This window comes from Rhizobium sp. CFBP 13644, from assembly GCF_014842165.1.
GTDB classification, from domain to species: domain Bacteria; phylum Pseudomonadota; class Alphaproteobacteria; order Rhizobiales; family Rhizobiaceae; genus Agrobacterium; species Agrobacterium tumefaciens_C.
Genome location: NZ_JACYVF010000014.1, coordinates 46411 through 68376, shown reverse-complemented (window position 1 = coordinate 68376; position 21966 = coordinate 46411). Strand labels below are relative to the sequence as shown.

General features: G+C 55.2%; 34 protein-coding genes and 1 pseudogene. 29 read left to right on the top strand and 6 right to left on the bottom strand.

Annotation, left to right across the window (positions count from 1 at the left end; translation table 11 throughout):
• The 28 genes from IFT53_RS22715 to rplQ all read left to right on the top strand — a co-directional run.
• Nucleotides 1-82, top strand: an 82-nt coding sequence (locus tag IFT53_RS22715) for an EF-Tu C-terminal domain-related protein (RefSeq protein WP_010051863.1), incomplete at its 5' end; no start/stop codon positions are given.
• Between the two features lie 359 nt (nucleotides 83-441).
• Entirely contained in the window at nucleotides 442-750 is a 309-nt protein-coding gene (rpsJ, locus tag IFT53_RS22705; protein ID WP_003507767.1) for a 30S ribosomal protein S10, read from the top strand.
• A gap of 170 nt (nucleotides 751-920) precedes the next feature.
• On the top strand, nucleotides 921-1562 hold the full coding sequence (gene rplC, locus IFT53_RS22700) for a 50S ribosomal protein L3 (protein ID WP_042618533.1): 642 nt from the start codon (nucleotides 921-923) through the stop codon (nucleotides 1560-1562).
• 12 nt (nucleotides 1563-1574) lie between these two features.
• Nucleotides 1575-2195: a 50S ribosomal protein L4 gene (gene rplD / locus IFT53_RS22695; RefSeq protein WP_042618532.1), complete on the top strand. Its 621-nt coding sequence runs from the start codon at nucleotides 1575-1577 to the stop codon at nucleotides 2193-2195.
• Nucleotides 2192-2485, top strand: a complete 294-nt coding sequence (locus IFT53_RS22690; protein WP_042618531.1) for a 50S ribosomal protein L23 — start codon at nucleotides 2192-2194, stop codon at nucleotides 2483-2485. Before rplD ends, IFT53_RS22690 begins: the two co-directional genes overlap by 4 nt.
• 45 nt (nucleotides 2486-2530) lie before the next feature.
• Nucleotides 2531-3367, top strand: a complete 837-nt coding sequence (rplB, locus tag IFT53_RS22685) for a 50S ribosomal protein L2 (protein WP_042618530.1) — start codon at nucleotides 2531-2533, stop codon at nucleotides 3365-3367.
• A 15-nt stretch (nucleotides 3368-3382) separates the two neighbouring features.
• Nucleotides 3383-3661 (top strand): 30S ribosomal protein S19, encoded by a 279-nt coding sequence (rpsS, locus tag IFT53_RS22680; protein ID WP_003507772.1) that lies wholly within the window; start codon nucleotides 3383-3385, stop codon nucleotides 3659-3661.
• 2 nt (nucleotides 3662-3663) lie between these two features.
• Nucleotides 3664-4053 carry a 50S ribosomal protein L22 gene (gene rplV, locus IFT53_RS22675; RefSeq protein WP_037172087.1) on the top strand — a complete coding sequence of 130 codons (390 nt, stop codon included), beginning with the start codon at nucleotides 3664-3666 and terminating at the stop codon, nucleotides 4051-4053.
• Nucleotides 4053-4784 (top strand): 30S ribosomal protein S3, encoded by a 732-nt coding sequence (rpsC, locus tag IFT53_RS22670; protein ID WP_042618529.1) that lies wholly within the window; start codon nucleotides 4053-4055, stop codon nucleotides 4782-4784. The genes rplV and rpsC overlap by 1 nt, the downstream gene beginning before the upstream one ends.
• A gap of 38 nt (nucleotides 4785-4822) precedes the next feature.
• Nucleotides 4823-5236: a 50S ribosomal protein L16 gene (gene rplP / locus IFT53_RS22665; RefSeq protein WP_042618528.1), complete on the top strand. Its 414-nt coding sequence runs from the start codon at nucleotides 4823-4825 to the stop codon at nucleotides 5234-5236.
• Between the two features lie 12 nt (nucleotides 5237-5248).
• Nucleotides 5249-5449, top strand: a complete 201-nt coding sequence (rpmC, locus tag IFT53_RS22660; RefSeq protein WP_042618527.1) for a 50S ribosomal protein L29 — start codon at nucleotides 5249-5251, stop codon at nucleotides 5447-5449.
• A gap of 12 nt (nucleotides 5450-5461) precedes the next feature.
• Nucleotides 5462-5698, top strand: coding sequence for a 30S ribosomal protein S17 (gene rpsQ / locus IFT53_RS22655; protein WP_042618526.1), 237 nt, complete (start codon nucleotides 5462-5464; stop codon nucleotides 5696-5698).
• A 232-nt stretch (nucleotides 5699-5930) separates the two neighbouring features.
• A complete protein-coding gene (gene rplN / locus IFT53_RS22650; protein ID WP_003495199.1) occupies nucleotides 5931-6299 on the top strand; it encodes a 50S ribosomal protein L14 in 369 nt (122 codons plus the stop codon).
• Between the two features lie 12 nt (nucleotides 6300-6311).
• Complete coding sequence (gene rplX, locus IFT53_RS22645) at nucleotides 6312-6620, top strand: 50S ribosomal protein L24 (protein WP_042618525.1); 309 nt, start codon at nucleotides 6312-6314, stop codon at nucleotides 6618-6620.
• The gene (rplE, locus tag IFT53_RS22640) at nucleotides 6613-7170 is read left to right on the top strand and encodes a 50S ribosomal protein L5 (RefSeq protein ID WP_192066641.1); all 558 of its coding nucleotides are present in this window, start codon (nucleotides 6613-6615) and stop codon (nucleotides 7168-7170) included. Before rplX ends, rplE begins: the two co-directional genes overlap by 8 nt.
• Before the next feature lie 33 nt (nucleotides 7171-7203).
• Nucleotides 7204-7509, top strand: coding sequence for a 30S ribosomal protein S14 (gene rpsN, locus IFT53_RS22635; RefSeq protein ID WP_042618523.1), 306 nt, complete (start codon nucleotides 7204-7206; stop codon nucleotides 7507-7509).
• A 12-nt stretch (nucleotides 7510-7521) separates the two neighbouring features.
• Nucleotides 7522-7920, top strand: coding sequence for a 30S ribosomal protein S8 (gene rpsH, locus IFT53_RS22630; protein ID WP_042618522.1), 399 nt, complete (start codon nucleotides 7522-7524; stop codon nucleotides 7918-7920).
• Nucleotides 7921-7962: 42 nt separating this feature from the next.
• On the top strand, nucleotides 7963-8496 hold the full coding sequence (gene rplF, locus IFT53_RS22625) for a 50S ribosomal protein L6 (RefSeq protein WP_042618521.1): 534 nt from the start codon (nucleotides 7963-7965) through the stop codon (nucleotides 8494-8496).
• 12 nt (nucleotides 8497-8508) lie between these two features.
• A complete protein-coding gene (gene rplR, locus IFT53_RS22620; RefSeq protein ID WP_042618520.1) occupies nucleotides 8509-8871 on the top strand; it encodes a 50S ribosomal protein L18 in 363 nt (120 codons plus the stop codon).
• A gap of 117 nt (nucleotides 8872-8988) precedes the next feature.
• Nucleotides 8989-9558, top strand: coding sequence for a 30S ribosomal protein S5 (rpsE, locus tag IFT53_RS22615; protein WP_192066639.1), 570 nt, complete (start codon nucleotides 8989-8991; stop codon nucleotides 9556-9558).
• A gap of 11 nt (nucleotides 9559-9569) precedes the next feature.
• The gene (rpmD, locus tag IFT53_RS22610; RefSeq protein WP_042618518.1) at nucleotides 9570-9776 is read left to right on the top strand and encodes a 50S ribosomal protein L30; all 207 of its coding nucleotides are present in this window, start codon (nucleotides 9570-9572) and stop codon (nucleotides 9774-9776) included.
• 16 nt (nucleotides 9777-9792) lie between these two features.
• Entirely contained in the window at nucleotides 9793-10272 is a 480-nt protein-coding gene (gene rplO / locus IFT53_RS22605; protein ID WP_192066638.1) for a 50S ribosomal protein L15, read from the top strand.
• 313 nt (nucleotides 10273-10585) lie between these two features.
• A complete protein-coding gene (gene secY / locus IFT53_RS22600) occupies nucleotides 10586-11926 on the top strand; it encodes a preprotein translocase subunit SecY (protein WP_042618516.1) in 1341 nt (446 codons plus the stop codon).
• Nucleotides 11923-12537, top strand: a complete 615-nt coding sequence (locus tag IFT53_RS22595) for an adenylate kinase (protein ID WP_192066636.1) — start codon at nucleotides 11923-11925, stop codon at nucleotides 12535-12537. Before secY ends, IFT53_RS22595 begins: the two co-directional genes overlap by 4 nt.
• A gap of 224 nt (nucleotides 12538-12761) precedes the next feature.
• Nucleotides 12762-13130, top strand: coding sequence for a 30S ribosomal protein S13 (rpsM, locus tag IFT53_RS22590; RefSeq protein ID WP_042618514.1), 369 nt, complete (start codon nucleotides 12762-12764; stop codon nucleotides 13128-13130).
• A gap of 134 nt (nucleotides 13131-13264) precedes the next feature.
• Nucleotides 13265-13654 carry a 30S ribosomal protein S11 gene (gene rpsK, locus IFT53_RS22585; protein ID WP_042618513.1) on the top strand — a complete coding sequence of 130 codons (390 nt, stop codon included), beginning with the start codon at nucleotides 13265-13267 and terminating at the stop codon, nucleotides 13652-13654.
• 188 nt (nucleotides 13655-13842) lie between these two features.
• Entirely contained in the window at nucleotides 13843-14853 is a 1011-nt protein-coding gene (locus IFT53_RS22580) for a DNA-directed RNA polymerase subunit alpha (RefSeq protein WP_042618512.1), read from the top strand.
• Between the two features lie 174 nt (nucleotides 14854-15027).
• Nucleotides 15028-15453, top strand: a complete 426-nt coding sequence (gene rplQ, locus IFT53_RS22575) for a 50S ribosomal protein L17 (protein WP_192066634.1) — start codon at nucleotides 15028-15030, stop codon at nucleotides 15451-15453.
• 275 nt (nucleotides 15454-15728) lie between these two features.
• Here rplQ and IFT53_RS22570 read toward each other — a convergent pair.
• Nucleotides 15729-16601: pseudogene (locus tag IFT53_RS22570) on the bottom strand (DUF817 domain-containing protein).
• 61 nt (nucleotides 16602-16662) lie between these two features.
• On the opposite strand from IFT53_RS22570, the gene IFT53_RS22565 reads away from it, so the two are divergent.
• The gene (locus IFT53_RS22565) at nucleotides 16663-17070 is read left to right on the top strand and encodes a ribosomal maturation YjgA family protein (RefSeq protein ID WP_192066632.1); all 408 of its coding nucleotides are present in this window, start codon (nucleotides 16663-16665) and stop codon (nucleotides 17068-17070) included.
• On the opposite strand, the gene msrQ is transcribed toward IFT53_RS22565, so the two are convergent.
• The 5 genes from msrQ to IFT53_RS22540 form a co-directional block, all read right to left on the bottom strand.
• Nucleotides 17042-17701, bottom strand: a complete 660-nt coding sequence (gene msrQ / locus IFT53_RS22560; protein WP_192066631.1) for a protein-methionine-sulfoxide reductase heme-binding subunit MsrQ — start codon at nucleotides 17699-17701, stop codon at nucleotides 17042-17044. The two genes, IFT53_RS22565 and msrQ, sit on opposite strands and share 29 nt — an antisense overlap.
• A gap of 2 nt (nucleotides 17702-17703) precedes the next feature.
• Nucleotides 17704-18645: a protein-methionine-sulfoxide reductase catalytic subunit MsrP gene (msrP, locus tag IFT53_RS22555; protein ID WP_192066629.1), complete on the bottom strand. Its 942-nt coding sequence runs from the start codon at nucleotides 18643-18645 to the stop codon at nucleotides 17704-17706.
• Between the two features lie 211 nt (nucleotides 18646-18856).
• On the bottom strand, nucleotides 18857-20845 hold the full coding sequence (locus IFT53_RS22550) for a bifunctional 2',3'-cyclic-nucleotide 2'-phosphodiesterase/3'-nucleotidase (protein WP_192066627.1): 1989 nt from the start codon (nucleotides 20843-20845) through the stop codon (nucleotides 18857-18859).
• A gap of 128 nt (nucleotides 20846-20973) precedes the next feature.
• Entirely contained in the window at nucleotides 20974-21309 is a 336-nt protein-coding gene (locus IFT53_RS22545; RefSeq protein WP_192066625.1) for a PilZ domain-containing protein, read from the bottom strand.
• A 92-nt stretch (nucleotides 21310-21401) separates the two neighbouring features.
• Nucleotides 21402-21869, bottom strand: coding sequence for a DUF1203 domain-containing protein (locus tag IFT53_RS22540; protein WP_192066624.1), 468 nt, complete (start codon nucleotides 21867-21869; stop codon nucleotides 21402-21404).
• Between the last annotated feature and the right edge of the window lie 97 nt (nucleotides 21870-21966).

The window sequence follows — 21966 nt, the reverse complement described above, 5'->3', positions numbered from 1 at the left end:
GATGGAAGAAAAGCTGCGCTTCGCTATCCGCGAAGGCGGCCGTACCGTCGGCGCTGGCATCGTTGCTTCGATCGTCGAGTAAATAATGCTGTGGGTGTGTTAGACACCCTAGCAATGACGTCGGAGCATTTTCCGGCGACGTAATAGTGGACGATGGCGGTGTTAAAAGCACCGCCATCGGACGTTTTATAAAAAGCGTCATGGCGTTGCATTTTTATGGCTTGAAAATTCCCGTGAAAGCGCGTAAACGCGCACTCACACTCACCAGTTGGATTCGCGCTGAATTGCGGAGCCTGGTGATTTCAAAATTACAGACTACCGAAATGATTGGGATGCGAATTTGCATTCCTCTTGATTTTTGAAAATCTGCGGCGCCACGATCAACAGGTTCATGTATTTCCGCGTGCGGAAATCCAAAGACAAAGAACAAGGACAAGACGTATGAACGGCCAGAATATCCGTATCCGCCTCAAGGCGTTTGATCACCGGATCCTCGATGCCTCCACCCGTGAAATCGTGTCGACCGCCAAGCGCACCGGCGCAAGCGTTCGCGGCCCGGTTCCACTTCCTACCCGCATCGAAAAGTTTACCGTTAACCGCTCTCCTCACGTTGACAAGAAGAGCCGTGAGCAGTTCGAAATGCGGACGCACAAGCGCCTTCTCGATATCGTAGACCCAACACCGCAGACGGTTGATGCTTTGATGAAGCTCGACCTGGCTGCTGGCGTTGACGTCGAAATCAAGCTCTAAGACCTCGGCCTGACCTTGCGAAAGTAAGGGCCGATATAACAAGGAAGGTACGTGGAGTAATCCAACGTCTTCCAATCCGGAGACCGGAAACGTCGTGAGATGTCGAAGGGAACTCCTTAACAAAGGCCACAGAGGGTTCTCCCTTCAAGGCTCGCAAGAGGATTGAACCAATGCGTTCAGGTGTGATTGCACAGAAAGTGGGTATGACCCGGGTCTACAACGACGCCGGCGAGCATATCCCAGTAACGGTACTGCGTTTGGACAACGTACAAGTTGTTTCCCAGCGCACAGAAGACAAGAATGGCTACACCGCAGTTCAGCTCGGTGCAGGCCAGTCCAAGGTCAAGAATACGACAAAGGCACTCCGCGGTCACTTTGCCGCTGCCAGCGTCGAGCCGAAGGCAAAGCTCGTTGAGTTCCGGGTTTCTCCCGAAAACCTCATCGACGTCGGTGCAACACTGACCGCAGATCATTTCCAGACAGGCCAGCTGGTAGACGTTACCGGCACGACAATCGGTAAGGGCTTCGCGGGTTCCATGAAGCGTCACAACTTCGGTGGTGGTCGCGCTTCTCACGGTAACTCCGTTTCTCACCGTGCTCACGGTTCTACTGGTTCGAACCAGGATCCAGGCAAGGTCTGGAAGGGCAAGCGCATGGCTGGTCACATGGGCAGCACACGCGTTACCACCCAGAATCTGGAAGTGGTTTCGACCGATGAGGGTCGCGGTTTGATCCTCGTTAAGGGCGCCGTTCCCGGTTCCAAGGGTTCCTGGATCATCGTCCGCGACGCCGTTAAGTCGGCAGCGAAGTAAGGGAGCCTCATCATGGAATTGAACGTCAAAACCCTCGAGGGAAAAGACGCCGGCACGGTATCCCTGTCGGACGAAATTTTCGGCCTCGACCCACGCCAGGATATCCTGGCCCGCATGGTTCGTTACCAGCTTGCTAAGAAGCAGCAGGGAACGCACAAGACCAAGACCCGCGCAGAAGTTTCCCGCACGGGTGCCAAGATGTACAAGCAAAAGGGTACGGGCCGCGCTCGTCACCACTCTGCTCGTGCACCGCAGTTCCGCGGCGGCGGCAAGGCCCATGGCCCAGTCGTTCGTAGCCATGCTCATGACCTTCCAAAGAAGGTTCGTGCGCTTGCACTGCGTCACGCTTTGTCTGCAAAGCTGAAGTCCGAAGAACTGATCATCGTCGATCAGCTCGTTGCGTCCGACGCAAAGACAAAGGGTCTCCTTGGCCACTTTGCTACGCTTGGCCTTACAAACGCTCTCGTTATCGGCGGCGCAGAACTTGATGGCAACTTCAAGCTCGCAGCTCAGAACATCCCTAACGTGGACGTTCTGCCGATTCAGGGCATCAATGTTTACGACATTCTGCGCCGCGGCAAGCTCGTGCTGTCCAAGGCTGCAGTTGAAGCCCTTGAGGAGCGGTTCAAATGACGGATCTTCGCCACTACGATGTGATCGTATCTCCTTCGATCACGGAAAAGTCGACGCTGGTCTCTGAACAGAACCAGGTCGTATTCAACGTCGCCAAAGATGCTTCTAAGCCTGAAATCAAGGCTGCAGTTGAAGCACTCTTCGGAGTCAAGGTCACGGCAGTGAACACGCTTATCCGCAAGGGTAAGACTCGTCGTTTCCGTGGATTCGCCGGTAAGCGTAAGGATGTCAAAAAAGCCATCATCACGCTCGCCGAAGGTCAATCCATCGACGTGTCCACCGGACTCTAAAAGGTTAGGCCCAAGCGGGCAAAGACCCAAAAGGGAACAAATAAAATGGCATTGAAAAGTTTCAATCCGACCACGCCTAGCCAGCGTCAGCTGGTTATCGTGGACCGTTCTTCGCTCTACAAGGGCAAGCCGGTAAAGGCTCTTACAGAGGGCCTCAGCTCGAAGGGTGGCCGTAACAATCAGGGCCGGATCACCGTTCGTTTTCAGGGCGGCGGTCACAAGCGGACCTACCGTCTGGTAGACTTCAAGCGTCGCAAGTTCGACGTTGAAGGTACGGTCGAGCGTCTGGAATATGACCCTAACCGCACCGCATTCATCGCGCTCGTGACATACACGGACGGCCAACAGGCTTACATTCTCGCGCCACAGCGTCTTGCTGCCGGTGACAAGGTGATCGCCTCCGAAAAGGCAGTGGACGTGAAGCCAGGCAACACTATGCCTCTTCAGTACATTCCAGTCGGTTCGATCATCCACAACGTCGAGATGAAGCCAGGCAAGGGCGGTCAAATCGCTCGTTCCGCCGGTACGTATGTCCAGCTCGTTGGTCGCGATGCAGGGATGGCGATCCTTCGCTTGAACTCCGGTGAGCAGCGTCTCGTGCATGGCACTTGCCTTGCATCCATCGGCGCTGTCTCGAATGCCGATCATGGCAACATCAACGACGGCAAAGCCGGTCGTTCACGCTGGCGCGGCAAGAAGCCTCACGTTCGCGGTGTCGTGATGAACCCTGTCGATCACCCTCATGGTGGTGGTGAAGGTCGTACGTCTGGTGGTCGCCATCCGGTGACTCCGTGGGGTAAACCCACAAAGGGCAAGCGCACTCGCTCCAACAAGTCGACCGATAAGTTCATCATGCGTTCGCGCCATCAGCGCAAGAAGTAAGAGAGGAACTCTCAAATGGCTCGTTCAGTATGGAAAGGTCCGTTTGTTGACGGCTATCTTCTCACTAAGGCTGAGAAGGTACGTGAAAGCGGACGCAACGAAGTGATCAAGATCTGGAGCCGTCGCTCCACGATCTTGCCGCAGTTCGTCGGTCTGACATTCGGCGTCTACAATGGCAGCAAGCATGTGCCCGTCTCGGTCAACGAAGACATGGTCGGACACAAGTTCGGTGAATTCTCTCCGACCCGGACCTATTACGGTCATGGTGCGGACAAGAAGGCAAAGAGGAAGTAATCATGGCGAAGGCTAAGACCGAACGCCGGCTGAAGGACAATGAGGCTCAGGCCATTGCCCGCACGCTTCGCGTCAGCCCCCAGAAACTGAACCTGGTTGCCGCTCTTATCCGGGGCAAAAAGGTTGATCGCGCTCTCGCCGAGCTCGAATTCTCCCGCAAGCGTATTGCTTCGACCGTCAAGAAGACGCTCGAATCTGCAATTGCCAATGCGGAAAACAACCATGATCTCGACGTCGACGCTCTCGTCGTCGCCGAGGCCTATGTTGGCAAGTCCATCACCATGAAGCGTTTCCACGCTCGTGGCCGTGGTCGTGCATCGCGCATTGAAAAGCCGTTCTCTCACTTGACGATTGTTGTTCGTGAAGTGGAAGAAAAAGGGGAGGCCGCATAATGGGTCAGAAAATCAATCCAATCGGCTTCCGCCTCGGTATCAACCGCACTTGGGATAGCCGCTGGTATGCAGACACTGCTGAGTACAGCAAGCTTCTGCACGAAGACCTCAAGATCCGTGCTTACCTGATCAAGGAATTGAAGCAGGCTGGTATCGCCAAGGTTGTCATCGAGCGTCCGCACAAGAAGTGCCGCGTGACCATTCACTCGGCTCGTCCGGGTCTGATCATCGGCAAGAAGGGTGCAGACATCGAGAAGCTTCGCAAGAAGATCTCTGAGATGACTGCTTCTGAAACGCACCTCAACATTGTTGAAGTGCGTAAGCCAGAAATCGACGCAACGCTCGTTGCGCAGTCGATCGCTCAGCAGCTCGAGCGTCGCGTGGCTTTCCGCCGCGCCATGAAGCGCGCTGTTCAGTCCGCACTGCGTCTTGGTGCCGAAGGCATCAAGATCACTTGCGGTGGTCGTCTTGGCGGCGCTGAAATCGCTCGTACCGAATGGTACCGCGAAGGTCGCGTTCCTTTGCACACGCTGCGTGCGGACATCGATTACGGTGTGGCAGAAGCCACAACGGCATTCGGCATCTGCGGCATCAAGGTTTGGATCTTCAAGGGCGAAATCCTTGAGCACGATCCAATGGCTTCCGAGCGTCGTGGGCTCGAAGGCGATGCGCAGGGTCCGGCAAGCCGTGAGCGTGGCGATCGTGGCGACCGTCGCCGCGAAAACGCTTGATTGACGCTGGCGAAAGATAAGCTCGGAGAAGTTAGAAAATGTTGCAGCCAAAGCGTACTAAGTACCGTAAGCAGTTTAAGGGTCGCATTAAAGGTGTGGCCAAGGGCGGCTTTGACCTGGCATTCGGTGAATTCGGCTTGAAGTCGCAGGAACCGAACCGCGTGAACGCGCGCGAGATCGAGGCGGCCCGCCGCGCGATCACGCGTTACATGAAGCGCGCTGGTCGTGTGTGGATCCGCGTATTCCCAGACACTCCGGTTACGGCGAAGCCGACCGAAGTTCGTATGGGTAAGGGCAAGGGTTCTGTTGAATACTGGGCATGCAAGGTCAAGCCCGGTCGTATGATGTTCGAGATCGACGGTGTTTCCGAGGAGATCGCCCGCGAGGCGCTTCGTCTCGGCGCTGCCAAGCTCTCGGTTAAGACGCGCTTCGTTCAGCGCATCGCAGAGTAAGGAGCAGGCACCATGAAAGCCGAAGACGTTCGCGGCCTCAGCGCCGATCAGCTCAAGGACAAGCTAGCCGACCTGAAGAAAGAGCAGTTTAACCTGCGCTTTCAGAAGGCAACCGGCCAGCTGGAAAAGTCCTCGCGCATCGACGAAGTCCGCAAGGACATCGCCCGCGTGAAAACCATTGCCCGCCAGAAGGCGGCAGAAGCCAAGGCCTAAAGGAAGAATAATATGCCTAAACGCATTCTGCAGGGCGTCGTTGTGTCCGACAAGAACGAGAAGACTGTAGTAGTCCGTGTTGAGCGCCGATTCGCTCACCCGCTGCTTCAGAAGACCGTTCGTCGTTCGAAGAAGTACAAGGCGCACGACGAAAACAACCAGTATAAGATCGGCGATGTCGTTTCCATTGAGGAATGCGCACCGATTTCCAAGGATAAGCGCTGGACGGTCATTTCCGCCCAGGCATAATTTCGACAGAATTTCGCGTGGCTCTTGCTATATGCGCGAAAGTCTGTATGAAGCAGCACAAGAACGCTCGTTCACGGGCGTTCTTTTGCTTTGATGCGCACGGAAGGTCCGTTAGGAAACCACCCTGTCACGATTATTCCGCGCGAAAACAGAGATATTCATAAGCTGGAACAGGGGGCTGTTTCTATGAACTTGCCCAACCGGTCCGGTCACAACAAGAAGGCGACCTGACATGATTCAGATGCAAACAAACCTCGACGTGGCGGATAATTCCGGCGCACGTCGTGTCATGTGCATCAAGGTGCTGGGCGGCTCGAAGCGCAAGTATGCTTCCGTTGGCGACATTATCGTCGTTTCTATCAAGGAAGCCATTCCGCGCGGCCGCGTCAAGAAGGGCGATGTGATGAAGGCGGTTGTCGTTCGTACAGCCAAGGACATTCGTCGCGCAGACGGCAGCGTCATCCGTTTCGATAACAACGCAGCTGTTCTTATCGATAACAAGAAAGAGCCGATCGGCACCCGTATCTTCGGACCGGTTCCACGCGAACTTCGCGCTAAGAACCACATGAAGATCATCTCGCTGGCTCCAGAAGTACTGTAAGGAGCGATAGCGATGCAGAAAATTCGTAAAGGCGACAAGGTTGTCGTATTGACCGGTAAGGACAAGGGCCGTACCGGCGAAGTAACACAGGTCTTGCCGAAGGAAGACCGGGCTTTCGTGAGTGGCGTAAACATGGTGAAACGTCACCAGCGCCAGACCCAGGGCCAGGAAGGCGGCATCATCAACAAGGAAGCTTCCTTGCACATTTCCAACCTCGCCATCGCTGATAAGGATGGCAAGCCAACTCGCGTTGGTTTCTCGGTTGTAGACGGCAAGAAAGTCCGTGTTGCCAAGCGTTCGGGAGAAGTGATCGATGGCTGAGTCCAAGTACGAGCCGCGCCTTAAGGCAGAATACGTATCCCGTATTCGCGGCGCGATGCAGGAGAAGTTCTCCTACTCAAACGTTATGATGATCCCCCGTCTGGACAAGATCGTCATTAACATGGGCGTGGGTGAAGCAACTGCTGACTCCAAGAAGCCAACAGTTGCAGCTGCCGATCTGGCTGCTATTGCTGGTCAGAAGCCTGTCATTACCAAGGCTCGCAATTCGATCGCTGGCTTCAAGGTCCGCGAACACATGCCAATCGGTGCGAAGGTTACCCTTCGTGGCGCGCGCATGTATGAATTCCTAGATCGTCTGGTCAACATCGCGCTTCCACGCGTTCGCGACTTCCGGGGTCTGAACCCCAAGAGCTTTGACGGCCGTGGCAACTTCGCCATGGGCATCAAGGAGCACATTGTGTTCCCAGAGATCAACTACGATAAGGTTGATCAGATGTGGGGCATGGACATCATCGTTTGCACGACGGCGACTTCGGACGACGAAGCACGGGCTCTTTTGACAGAGTTCAACTTCCCGTTCCGTCAGTAACCGTAACGACGAGCGTAGAAAAGGAACTCCGATATGGCGAAAACAAGCGCAGTTGAAAAGAACAAGCGCCGCCGCAAGACGGTCGCCTCTCAGGCTGGCAAGCGTGCAGCTCTGAAGGCAATTGTCATGAACCAGTCCCTTCCGATTGAAGAACGGTTCCAGGCAACTCTCAAGCTCGCTTCGCTGCCACGTGATGGCTCGAAGACGCGTATCCGCAACCGCTGCGAAGTAACGGGCCGTCCGCGCGCGTTCTATCGTAAACTTGGGATGTCGCGTATTGCGCTTCGCGAGTTGGGCAATTCCGGCAAGGTGCCGGGTATTGTCAAGTCGAGCTGGTAAGGAGACGGGCACATGACAATGACTGATCCTTTGGGTGATATGCTTACCCGAATCCGCAATGGTGCAGCCCGTCGCAAGTCTTCGGTCAACACACCAGCATCCAGCCTGCGTGCGCGCGTTCTCGACGTGCTTCAGGCTGAAGGCTACATTCGCGGTTATTCCAAGGTTGATTTTGAGAACGGCAAGTCCGAGCTCACGATCGAACTGAAGTACTACGAAGGCGCGTCGGTGATCCGTGAGATCGGCCGCGTGTCCAAGCCGGGCCGCCGGGTTTATGTCTCGGTCAAGTCCATCCCGCAGGTTGCGAATGGCCTCGGCATCACTATCCTTTCGACTCCGAAGGGTGTGATGGCTGATCACCAGGCTCGCGAACAGAACGTTGGTGGTGAGGTTCTTTGCTCCGTCTTCTAAGACTGGGCAAGGATCTCCTTAACGGACAGACAGGATAGAAATATGTCTCGTATCGGTAAAAAGCCCGTTCAGGTTCCTGCAGGTGTGACGGCCAATGTCGACGGCCAGAAGATTACTGCCAAGGGTCCTAAGGGCGAACTGTTCTTCGTCGCAAATGACGAAATTCAGCTCAAGCTGGAAGATAACGCTGTTTCGGTACAGCCAGCCAACAACTCCAAGGAAGCTCGTTCGAAGTGGGGCATGTCCCGCACGATGGTCGAGAACATCTTCAAGGGTGTCAAGGACGGCTACGAGCGCAAGCTCGAAATCAACGGCGTCGGTTATCGTGCGTCTCTGCAGGGCAAGAACCTGCAGCTGGCTCTCGGTTTCTCTCACGATGTAGTTTACGAGCCTCCGGTCGGCATTACGATTGCCGTTCCGAAGCCTACGGAAATCATCGTTTCCGGCATTAACAAGCAGCAGGTCGGTCAGGTTGCCGCGGAAATCCGCGAATACCGTGGTCCCGAGCCCTACAAGGGCAAAGGCGTCAAGTACGCTGAAGAACGGATCATCCGCAAAGAAGGCAAGAAGAAGTAAGGATCACGCGAAATGGCTAGCAGGAAAGAAGCACTTGCACGTCGCGCGAGCCGTGTGCGCCGCCAGATCAAGGCGGTTGCCAACGGTCGCCCGCGCCTGTCGGTTCATCGCTCGTCGAAGAACATCTACGTTCAGGTCATCGATGATGTTGCTGGTAAGACGCTTGCGTCTGCCTCCACACTCGAGGCTGATCTGCGCTCGTCTTTGAAGACGGGTGCGGATGTTGCAGCAGCTGCCGCAATTGGTAAGCTCGTTGCTGAACGCGCCAGCAAGGCTGGTATCAAGGATGTCGTATTCGACCGCGGCGCCTTCATTTACCACGGCCGTATCAAGGCTTTGGCTGAAGCTGCCCGCGAAGGCGGTCTGAACTTCTAAGACTTTTCCGCCCGGCATGTCCGGGCGGATTTCACCGGATCACATGGACTTCAGCAATGAAGCCGGTGGTCCATTATTGTTTGCCGTTCCACCCGCAAAAGAAAAAGGAAAAGGACAATGGCACAAGAAAAAAGAGGTTCTCGCGACGACCGCCAGAACCGCGAAGAGCGCGATAGCGAATTTGTTGACAAGCTGGTTGCTATCAACCGCGTTGCCAAAGTTGTTAAGGGCGGCCGTCGTTTCGGTTTTGCCGCGCTCGTCGTTGTTGGTGACCAGAAGGGCCGCGTTGGCTTTGGTCATGGCAAGGCTCGTGAAGTTCCAGAAGCAATCCGCAAGGCAACAGAAAGCGCAAAGCGCGATCTGATTTTCGTTCCTCTGCGCGATGGCCGTACGTTGCATCACGATGTTAACGGTCGTCACGGCGCTGGCAAGGTTCTCCTTCGCTCTGCAAAGGCTGGTACTGGTATCATCGCCGGTGGTCCAATGCGCGCTGTTTTCGAAACGCTCGGCGTGCACGACGTTGTCGCCAAGTCGACTGGTTCTTCGAACCCATACAACATGGTTCGCGCAACCTTCGACGCTTTGAAGCACCAGGTTCATCCTAAGGACGTTGCTGCACAGCGCGGTCTTAAGTATGCGACCCTTCAGTCTCGCCGCGCCGCTTCCGGCAACGCGTCTGAAGAATAAGGAGCAGTATCATGGCCAAGACTACTACTGAAGCCAAGACGACTGTTACTGTTGAACAGATCGCAAGCCCAAATCGCCGCCCTGCAGTTCAGCGTCAGACGCTGATCGGTCTGGGTCTCAACAAGATGCACCGTCAGCGCACACTGGAAGATACCCCATCTGTTCGCGGCATGATCCGTGCTGTCCAGCATCTCGTTCGCGTCGTAGACGAGAAGTGAGACGGAGGAAGTCATCATGAAACTCAATGAAATTAAAGACAACGAAGGTTCCACCAAGGATCGTATCCGCGTAGGTCGCGGTATCGGTTCTGGCAAGGGCAAGACGGGTGGTCGCGGCGTCAAGGGTCAGAAGGCTCGTTCCGGCGTGGCAGTCAACGGTTTCGAAGGCGGTCAGATGCCAATCTACCGTCGCCTTCCTAAGCGCGGCTTCAACAACATCTTCGCTTCGGAATATGCTGAAGTTTCCGTTGGCCGGATCCAGACAGCTATCGACGCGGGCAAGCTCGATGCCAACGTAACGATCGATGCTGCTGCTCTGAAGGCAGCGGGCGTGATCCGTCGTCTGAAGGATGGCGTTCGCATTCTCGCCGACGGCGAATTGACCTCGAAGGTTTCGATCGAAGTCGCAGGCGCTTCCAAGTCTGCTGTTGAAAAGATCGAAAAGGCCGGCAGCTCTATCAAGCTTCTGGTTGTTGCAGCGGAAGCTGCAGAGTAATATAAGACTTTGAACGCCCGGTGTGTTTCACTCCGGGCGTTCGCACCCATAGTCGCACACTGCTTTGATTCTTAATCGATTTAAAGTTTGCGCGGAAACTCTCAGGCGGCGCCTATGCGACGCGGGGAGAGCCTCACAGTTCCAGGTTGCTCGCAGGAGCTTCGGACGAACTAACGAAAACAAGGGTGAGGCATGATTTCGGCTTGAGAGCTGTTATCCGTCCAGAGCCCGGTTTTTGCACCAGTATCTTTTAAGACCTTTTCCGGAATTGCCGGTTTCCGTGCCGCTGGACAAGGGTCATGCGGAGAAATTTATGGCTTCAGCAGCGGAACAACTGGCCTCGAACCTGAATTTTTCGACCTTCGCGAAAGCTGAAGATCTGAAAAAACGACTCTGGTTCACCCTTGCCGCACTTCTCGTTTATCGTCTCGGCACTCATATCCCGCTTCCTGGTTTGAACCCGGAAGCCTACGCGCAAGCGTTCCAGGGACAGGCTAACGGTATTCTCGGTCTCTTCAACATGTTTGCGGGCGGCGCTGTAGAGCGCATGGCGATCTTCGCGCTCGGCATCATGCCTTACATTTCCGCATCGATTATCGTGCAATTGATGACGTCTGTCGTGCCTTCGCTCGAAGCTTTGAAAAAGGAAGGCGAGGCTGGCCGCAAGATCATCAATCAGTACACGCGTTACGGCACAGTGCTGCTTGGTACGCTTCAGGCCTATGGTATTGCCGTTGGTCTTGAGAGCGGGGCAGGGCTGGTAGTCGATCCAGGCGTGTTCTTCCGTATCTCAACGGTTATCACGCTGCTCGGCGGCACGATGTTCCTGATGTGGCTCGGTGAGCAAATCACGTCGCGTGGTATCGGCAACGGCATTTCGTTGATCATTTTCGCAGGCATCGCAGCTGGCCTTCCTAAGGCTCTTGCTGGCACTTTGGAACTTGGTCGTACCGGCGCTCTTTCGACGCCTTTGATTCTGGCCGTTGTTCTGGTCGCAATTGGCGTTATCGCGCTGATCGTTTTCGTAGAACGCGCACAGCGTCGTCTTCTTATCCAGTATCCGAAGCGCCAGGTCGGCAACCGCATGTTCCAAGGCGATACATCGCACCTGCCGTTGAAGCTCAACACGGCCGGCGTTATTCCTGCAATTTTTGCTTCTTCGCTATTGCTCTTGCCTGCAACAGCCGCAGGCTTCACCAACAGTACGAATCTGCCACCGTGGGCGACGACGATCATTGCGTCGCTTCAGCATGGCCAGCCTTTGTTCATGCTCTTCTATGGTCTTCTGATCGCATTCTTTGCCTTCTTCTATACGGCAATCGTGTTCAATCCGAAGGATACCGCAGATAACCTGAAGAAGCATGGCGGGTTCATTCCAGGCATTCGTCCGGGCGATCGCACGGCGGAATACATTGATTACGTTTTGACGCGCATCACCGTGCTGGGCGCTATCTACCTCGTTTTCGTGTGTATCCTGCCAGAAACGTTGATTGCGCGTACGGGCATACCATTAGCCCTTGGTGGCACTTCGCTTTTGATCGTAGTCAGTGTAACTCTTGATACCGTGGCACAGATTCAGGGTCACCTGATCGCCCAGCAATATGAGGGGCTGATCAAGAAATCGAAACTGCGTGGAGGAAAGAGGGGACGATGAGACTGATATTTTTGGGACCGCCGGGAGCTGGCAAAGGGACACAGGCTAAGCGCCTGACCGACAAATATGCCATACCGCAGCTATCGACAGGCGACATGCTCCGTGCAGCCGTCAATGACGGCTCGGAGATCGGGCGGCGCGCGAAGGAAGTGATGGATGCCGGTGGTCTTGTATCGGACGATATCGTCAATCAGATCGTGTCTGAACGGATAGAGCAGCCTGACTGTGCCAAGGGTTTCATTCTCGACGGTTACCCTCGCACGGTTCCGCAGGCGAAGACACTCGCGGATAATATGCGCCAGAAGAACATTCAGCTCGATGCTGTTATCGAGTTGAGAGTCGACGAGGACGCGCTTGTTCGCCGAATCGAAAACCGTGTTGCAGAGACTATCGCGGCTGGCGGCGTAGTTCGCTCGGATGACAATCCCGAGTCGTTCCGCAAGCGTCTTTCCGAGTACCGCGAAAAGACAGCGCCGCTCTCTCATTATTATGAGGAGCAGGGCGAGCTGGTGGTTCTGGATGGCATGGCTGATCTCGACACTGTTTCGGCCGCTATTGAGGCTGTGCTGCAAAAAGATGGGTCTACACAGGCTACTGTTGCTCATCTGTAAAGAATCTTGGCGGGGCCGGTTGCTTTTTTGAACTGATTCCGTTAAACACCGCGCCAACTCGCGACATCCCAAGCGACTGGCGCGGATTTTCCTCAAGGGAAGGAAAGTCCGGGTTCGGTCGTTTTGACTTGTGACGAACACGAATTTTGAACTGGCGGCTACGAGAGCCGCTCAAATGAAAGCACCACTTGCCGGATGGCATCTGGAACGCAAGGAGAATAGACGTGGCACGTATCGCTGGCGTCAACATCCCGACGGCTAAGCGCGTTGTTATCGCCTTGACCTATATTCACGGGATTGGCACGAAATTCGCGCAGGAAATCGTTGAAAAAGTCGGTATTCCGGCTGAGAAGCGCGTTCATCAGCTGACGGACGCAGAAGTTCTGCAGATCCGTGAAGCAATCGACCGCGACTATCGCGTTGAGGGTGATCTTCGTCGTGAAACATCGATGAACATCAAGCGCCTTATGGACCTCGGTTGCTACCGTGGTCTGCGTCACCGTCGTGGCCTTCCGGTCCGCGGTCAGCGCACGCACACCAACGCTCGTACTCGCAAGGGTCCAGCGAAGGCGATTGCCGGTAAGAAGAAGTAATTTCCGATTGTTCGGAGTGGAGGGCTGGTGCAAGCCGCACCAGCCTTTCTGAGTTTGGCGGGAGCGTCGTAAGAGGTTTTCGCCGGTGTAGCCGCTGGTGTTACGGCGGTGCAGAGATCCAAGAAAGGTAGACCATGGCCAAGGAAGCCACTCGCGTTAAACGTCGCGAACGTAAGAACATCACGACGGGCGTAGCGCACGTCAACTCGACCTTCAACAACACGATGATCACCATCACCGACGCACAGGGCAACGCAATTGCCTGGTCGTCTGCTGGTGCAAAGGGCTTCAAGGGTTCGCGTAAGTCGACGCCGTTTGCTGCTCAGATCGCTGCTGAAGATGCTGCCAAGAAGGCACAGGAACACGGCATGAAGACGCTGGAAGTTGAAGTTTGCGGTCCGGGTTCCGGTCGCGAATCTGCGCTTCGCGCTTTGCAGGCTGCTGGTTTCATGATCACTTCTATCCGTGATGTTACGCCAATCCCGCATAACGGTTGCCGTCCGCGCAAGAAGCGCCGCGTTTGACGCGACCGTATCCTGAGAATTCCGCCTTGCCTTCTGGCTGGCGGAATTTTCGCGTATGTGGCGTGTGGCCTGCCGGTAACCCGGCCTTCCTTACGCTTTAAGAACCCTCCGATGAACCTTTGGTTCCTCTCGGTGATCATGCTCGGTCCGCCACGATTGAATGGTGGCGGCGAACGGAAGGTTTAAAGATGATTCAAAAGAATTGGCAGGAACTGATCAAGCCGAACAAGGTCGAGTTCACGTCTTCCAGCCGCACCAAGGTGACGCTGGTTGCAGAGCCGCTTGAACGCGGTTTTGGTTTGACGCTCGGTAACGCTCTTCGTCGCGTGCTCTTGTCGTCTCTGCGTGGTGCTGCTGTGACTGCGGTGCAGATTGATGGTGTTCTGCACGAATTCTCGTCCATTCCCGGCGTTCGGGAAGATGTGACCGATATCGTTCTCAACATCAAGGAAATCGCCATCAAGATGGATGGTGATGATTCCAAGCGCATGGTCGTGCGTAAGCAGGGTCCAGGTTCGGTAACAGCTGGTGATATCCAGACCGTTGGCGATATCGAGATCCTCAATCCTGACCACGTGATCTGCACGCTCGATGATGGCGCTGAAATCCGCATGGAATTCACTGTCAACAACGGCAAGGGTTATGTACCGGCTGAACGCAACCGTGCGGAAGACGCTCCAATCGGTCTCATTCCGGTCGACAGCCTTTATTCTCCGGTCAAGAAAGTGTCCTACAAGGTGGAAAACACCCGTGAAGGTCAGGTTCTGGACTATGACAAGTTGATCATGACGATCGAGACCAACGGCTCTGTAACCGGCGAAGACGCCGTTGCATTTGCCGCTCGCATTCTTCAGGACCAGCTTGGCGTCTTCGTCAACTTCGACGAGCCGCAGAAGGAAGCTGAAGAAGAGTCGGTGACCGAACTGGCATTCAACCCTGCGCTTCTCAAGAAGGTCGACGAGTTGGAATTGTCTGTTCGTTCTGCGAACTGCCTGAAGAACGACAACATCGTTTATATCGGCGACCTCATTCAGAAGACCGAAGCCGAAATGCTTCGCACTCCGAACTTTGGCCGCAAGTCGCTAAACGAAATCAAGGAAGTTCTTGCTTCCATGGGGCTGCATCTCGGCATGGAAGTGCCAGCATGGCCACCAGAGAACATCGAAGATCTCGCTAAGCGTTACGAAGACCAGTACTAAGCAGCTTGGGGTGCCGCGCTAGCGGCTTCCCCTCGCAGGCTGATCAACAATAAACCAGATAAGAAGGCAGACCCATTACAGACTGCCTTTCCCCGTCAAACAGCAGGCCCAGCGCCTGCATGTGCCAGGAAACGGCAGGCCCGGATAGGGAACCTGCATTAAAGGAGAATAGCAATGCGCCACGGAAATTCAGGCCGCAAGCTCAATAGAACCGCCAGCCACCGCAAGGCAATGTTTGCCAACATGGCTGCTTCGCTCATCACGCATGAGCAGATCGTCACAACTCTGCCAAAGGCGAAAGAAATTCGCCCAATCGTAGAGAAGCTCGTAACTCTCGGCAAGCGCGGCGATCTGCACGCTCGTCGTCAGGCTGTATCCCAGATCAAGGATCAGGACGCAGTTCGCAAGCTGTTCGATGCCATCGCTGAGCGCTACGCAACCCGTAACGGCGGCTACCTTCGCATCATGAAGGCTGGCTACCGTCAGGGCGACAACGCTGCCATGGCTGTTGTCGAGTTCGTAGAGCGTGACGTTGATGCCAAGGGCGCAGCCGACAAGGCTCGCGTTGCTGCTGAGAACGCTTCTGCAGAAGCTGCATAAGGTTCGGCGCTTTTAAGCGCAGACAACAAAAAGCCGGGTGAGCGATCATCCGGCTTTTTGTATTTTTCCGTTCGAGCACTGTATTTGAAAATTCCACATCAGCCCTATCAGTTCTAGCTTTGCGTTCTCCTGGGAATCTCGCCACACCTCGCTTGCCTTCGCCATGAACGAGCCTTGCTCAGTGAAATGTCGAATCCCTAATAGTCCGTCGGTTTTCGGCGATATCCTTGCTCACGACGCTCTGCGCAGTGGCAATTTTCACTTGAGTTGCCCCATCAGTCAGGCACCGAGATCCGGGTCTTGATGTGCTTGAGGTGAGACACGATGGAGAAGGTCATGATCACAAGGAGAGACCACGAACTCCATTTGCCGATGTGGACCACGGACCATGCTCCCAACTGATTTGGATATTTCCATATGCCGAAGAAGGTGGAGATGTTTTCGGCCAGCCATACGACAAAGCCGATGAGAATGAAGGATAGCAACAGCGGCATTTTTCGATCCCGGTCATAGGGGCGGTAGATGACGGTCGCACGGGCATAGAGGCCTATGGCGCAAGCTGCGATGTACTAGCGGTAGTCGCCAATATAGTGGTGGGTGAAAAAGTTGAGGTAGATGGCAATGCCGATCAGGGTTGCCATCCAGTAGGGCGGATGGTGCCGGATGCGGACATCTAGCAAGCGCCACGCCTGAATAACGTAACTCCCGACAGCAGCATACATGAAGCCTGAAAATAGCGGCACGCCCAGTACTTTGGTATAGGCGAAATCCGGGTAGGACCAGGATTGGATAGTGCCAGAGGTTTTGAAGACCTCAAGAGCGAAGCCGACGACGTGGAACATGAGGATCGCCTTGGCCTCATCCATCGTTTCCAGTTTGCTCCAGATCATGAAGAACTGTATGGCGAGCGTGATAACGAGTAGGACGTCGTAACGGGGTAGCCCTAAAACACCTTCGCGCGGCACGAGGAAAATTGAAAAGAAGAACAGACCTGCGAACATGCAGGCACGCGCTTCCTTCACTCCGAAGTACAGAAATTCGACGATGAAACGCTTTATTCCCGTCAATTCATCCCAAGGTTTGGCATCGCAGAGAAGCGCATCGAGTGAGGAAAGACGGCTTGGTGGGTATGTGTTTTCCGTACTCAATCCGATATCCTCTTGCGCGGTTAGATTGGATATCTATAGCAATCCAGATTAAAGCAACATCATGATCGAATATCGACACCGCCTATTTAACCGTCGCGCGTGCCTTCTGGCCGCGACATGCGGAGTGATTCTTGCAGGGCTGGTATTGCGGCGTTTCGGCTACGACATCGGCCTGCCGTTTGTTGTTGTGAAGTATGGTGGTTCGATCCTGTGGGGATCGATGGTCTTCTTGCTGGTCGCCAGCTTGCTGCCTTGTCGGAACCGGGGCACTGCAATTGTCGTAGCGTGCAGTGTTGCCGTTGTGGTGGAGCTTATACGCCTAGTGCATTTTCCTGCGCTGGACGCATTCCGGGCAACAACGGCAGGTGCGTTGCTGCTCGGGCGTGTTTTCTCGCTGTGGAATATTGCCTGCTATCTGGCTGGCATTGGCTTGGCCGCCGTTATCGCGTCAAGGGTCTCGGAGACATAGCCGCTTTACGGGCTCGTTTTCGCGCCATGATTGCGGGTCGGATGGAACGGTACCCCAGCAGGATAAACATCACCGACAGATAGAATACGGGCTCCAGCGTCAGCGATTTGCGTGCGAGCACGAAGTGGAGGACGGCACCGATCAAGACGAGGTATGAGAGCTTGTGGAGCGTGTTCCATCGCGAGCCCAGCTTGCGAATCGACCAACGGTTGGACGTCAGCGCCAGCGGAATGAGCATGACGAGTGCCGCCATGCCGAACATGATGTAAGGCCGCTTGAGCACATCTGACAGGATGGAACTCAAGACGAGTCCGCGGTCGAGAACGATATAGACCGCGAAATGGGCAAGTACGTAGTAGAAGGCGATGAGGCCCAATGCACGCCGGTAGGCTATCAGATTGATGTTGAAGAGATCGCGCAGCGGCGTGACGAGAAGGCCGATGCAGAGGAAACGTAGTGCCCACGTTCCTAGAAGGTGTTCGAATTCCTTGACGGGATTGAACCCAAGCCCGCCGGTTGCTGCGAGGTAGAAGTACCATATGCCGGGACAGAGGCCCAAGCCGTACAGCGCCCAGATGGCCGCTGGTTGGTACCGCTTGGGCAAAGATGGAAGCGAAAGGGCCAATGCCATGATCAGTAATTCGCCTTGAGATCAAGATCGCTGTAGAGGCTTGCAACTTCGTCATAGCCGTTGAACATCAAGGTCGGGCGGCGCTGGGTGCTGAAGAAGCCGCCTTCGCCAATGCGCTGCTCTGTTGCCTGGCTCCAGCGCGGATGGTCCACTTGTGGATTGACGTTGGAATAGAAGCCATATTCCCGGGCATTGGAGTTCTTCCACGTCGTCTCAGGCTGCTTTTCTACCAGCGAAATACGGACGATGGACTTGATTCCCTTGAAGCCATATTTCCATGGAACGACGAGGCGAATCGGCGCGCCATTCTGGTTGGGCAAGGTTTCTCCATAGAGACCAACAGCCAGAATTGTCAGCGGGTGACGGGCCTCATCCAGACGCAGGCCTTCGACGTATGGCCAATCCAGCGGCTGGAACAGACCGCTCTGACCCGGCATTTCTTCCGGGCGTAACACGGTTTCAAATTTTACGAATTTGGCGCTGCCCAACGGCTCGACCTTGTCGAGAATGGTGGAGAGCGGAAAACCGATCCACGGAATGACCATCGACCATCCCTCAACGCAGCGCATGCGGTAGGTGCGCTCCTCAAGCGGGTTTTTTAGCAGCTCCTCAATGCCGAACTCCTGCGGCTTGCCAACAAGACCATCAACCTTCACGGTCCATGGCGTGGGCTTGAAGCTGCCGGCATTTTCTTTCGGGTCCGCCTTGCCCGTCCCGAATTCGTAAAAGTTGTTATAGCTGGTAACGGCATCGAGCGGTGTCAGTTTATCATCCAGCTTGTAGGGGCCGGGCTTGGCAGAAAGTGGCGCAGCCATTGCGCCCTGTGCCGTCAGCCCAACTGTCGCCAAACCTGCCGCCGTTCCGAGGAAGTTTCGTCTGGAAAGATAGATATCGCGCGGCGTGATTTCTGAAGATGAAATGCGGGGCGGGCGGTAGGCGGGCATGAAAACCTCCTGAAAAAGCCAATCAACGGTATTGCTATCCAATACCCAGGAGTTGGCCTCGTTAGATATGTTTCATATTACGAGGAAAAAAAGGAATTGGAGCAGGGGGAGAAAACAATTTTACGAGATCAGGAGAAAAATCGAGATCCGGTCCCGTTGAAATATCGACGCCCGCGAGGCGCACCAGAAAATGTGCCTCGCGGGCCCGCTTTTAAAGCGTCAGGCGGAACTTGGCGAAGCCTTCTGCGCCATCGCCTGCTTCCTCAATCTTTGCGCTTTTTACATCGCCGACATATTGCCGGGCCTTAGGGCCGGTCTCGAAGATCGCCGTTGTGTTGGCAACCGGCGCAAACGACCAGTTGTCATCTGCCGAGGGGTTGATGGTGCCTTGGGCTATGATGTAGCGCACGATGACGTCGCGGTTGGTGTCCGGCGCAACGAAGATGATCTTGTCTGAGCCGATATTGGGGAATTTGCCGCCACCGCTGGCGCGGTAGTTGTTTGTCGCAACAACGAATTTCTGCTCGGGGTCGATGGGCTTTCCAGCAAATTGCAAGCCTATGATGCGGTTGCTGTCCGGGTTGATCGCCTTGCCATCCTTATCGAACTTCGGAGGCTTGGAAACATCGATCTGATACGTCACCCCATCGATGATATCGAAGTTGTAGGAGGGGAAATCACTGTTGAGCAGCGGCGCATCCTTGGCACCCGCCTTGACCGTCTGAAACATGCCGGCAGACATTTCCAGCCAGTCCTTAACCTGCGCGCCGGTGATGAGGACGGCCTGAACCGTGTTGGGATAGAGGTAGAGGTCGGCAACGTTCTTAATGGCGATGTCACCGGCGGGGACATCCGTATAATAGTCGGCTCCACCACGGCCACCAGACTTGAAAGGGGCGGCGGCCGAGAGAACCGGCAGATCCTTGTACTGCCCGTCTTTCAACATGTCCTTGATGTACCAGGTCTGGGCATTGGAAACGATCTGCACGGATGGATCATCCGCCACCAGCGCGAAATAGGAATAGAGCGGCGCGGTGCTCTTGCCCACGGCGCGGCGGACATAGGCCAGCGTCGCTTCGTGATCGGCCTTCACGGCAGCGATAACCTCCGCCTTGTCCTTCACGTCTGCGACGATCTTGCGGTTGTCATCGCGGTGATAGATCGGGCGTGCTTCGGTGGTGAAATCCACGATCTTCCAGCTCTTGCCGTCCTTTTCCAGCAGCAGGTCGATGAGGCCCATATGCGAGCCCCAGAAACCGCCCATGACGGCGGGCTTGCCCATCAGCGTGCCTTTGACGGGATCAACACCCTCAATGCCGTCCCAGGTCTTGGGGCCGGGAAAGACGAGATGCTGGTGGCCGGTGAAGACGGCATCGATGTCTTTGACCCCCGCGAGATAAAGCGAAGCGTTTTCCATGCGCTCGCTCTGACCCTTGCCATCGATGCCGGAATGCGACAGCGCGATGATGATATCGGCACCCTGTTCTTTCATGACAGGCACCCAGGCCTTGGCAGCATCGACGATATCGCGGGTCTGCGCCTTGCCCTCAAGGTTCTTGGCATCCCACATCATGATTTGCGGTGGCACGAAGCCGATAATGCCGACCTTGACCGGGCTTGTGGCGCCAGAGCCGTCCTTGATCTGCTTTTCGAGGATGACATACGGCTTGAAGAAAAGGTCGTCCTGCTTGGGGTCGGAGGCAAGCTGGCCCTTGGTGAGATTGGCGCAGACATAAGGGAAGCCCGCGCCGCCCAGCGTGTTGAACATGAAGTCGAGGCCGTAGTTGAACTCGTGATTGCCAAGCGTTCCGCAATCATAGCCCAGCACGTTCATGGCGTTGATGACGGGATGCTTGTCGCCAGCCTTCATGCCCCGCTCATAGGCAATATAATCGCCGAGCGGGTTGCCCTGAAGGAAATCACCATTATCCACCAGCATGGAATTACCAGCTTCTGCACGAATGGAATCAATGATGGAGGCCGTGCGCGCCAGCCCCAGCGTGTCGTTCGGCTTATCGGCGTAATAATCATAAGGGAAGACGTGCACATGGATGTCAGTCGTTTCCATAATGCGCAGATGCGCCTGGTTGCCCTGTGCGCGTGCCGCGAAGGGATGCAGCATCACAAGGGCTGATGAGGCGGCAATGCCTCCCAGCAGGGAACGTCGCGTGATGGGGTGAAGGCCTGTAAACGAAGACATGGAAACTCCTCGATGAAATCCTGGCTGCGTGGGGTGAGGGCAGCGTAAGATGAATTCAAGAGGAGTCCATCATCAAAATGACAGGCTTATGACTTGTCCCGGATTTTAAACCATCCGGTAAAACCGGCTTATCCTGCTAGCGTCGGCTTCACCTCATCATGGAAGAAGCGGAAGTAGGATGAAAGCTGCGCGAGTGTGTTGGTGGAAAGCTCCAGTTTAAGCCCCAGGCGGCTTCCGCGCTGCCACTGCACGATTCCCTCGATATAACCGAGATCCTCGCTCTCCACCTTCACCCGGCTTCCCTTCGCCGCAGCAAACGGCCCCTCAAGCTCAAGCGCCATGCCGGTGGCCGAAAGATCGACCACGCGGCCGCTTGCCGTCTGGTTTAGATAATGGACGGTTCCGTAAATGCGTGTCTTGCTGCGTCCGGCATTGCGATTTTGCATGTTTAAACTGCTGGTCATTCCATGGGGTCCACATTTGCTTTTGTCCAAAACTCGCATGGAAGGTTTGAGACCCCTTTAGAATATTGGATAAAATTACACGCAGTGGCGTTTCAGGCGCGGTCTATGCGGCATTGATAGCAATTGTTGCGGGCTGAGCGGACATGAACATAGGCGATGTCATCCCTTGCAAGAAGTTGTTCCGCTCGCTGGGTGATCAGCTCTGTCTGGGTAACGGCACCGGTCCCATAGACGATGCGATTGTCATGGCTATAGCCGCGTATGATGTAATCGGGGCTGTCCAACATGGCGGGCAGAATTCCATGCGATTCGTCAGGGGCGCATGATTCGGCGTGAATGAAGATCGGGCCGGTTTCCGCAAAAGGTTGCAGCGCCGGAAAAGGGCGATAGGCCAGCAAAAGTACGCTTTCTCCATCCTTTATGTGCCCGAGGCAGACCCGGCAGGGCAGGGTACCTGTCGTGTGATGGCGTTCCGGCACTTGGCCGTTTGCATCCGGTTTGCCGTTTCGGAAAGCGTCTGCCTCATCGGCAGCCATTGCAGTAAAATTGATCTTGGTCATAGCGGCTCCTTGCGTTGCTGGTTTGCCGCTATGCTCTTCAAACATGCGTGTATCCACCCGTTTCTTGCGTCAGAATGCGACAACCCCATTGCTTGTG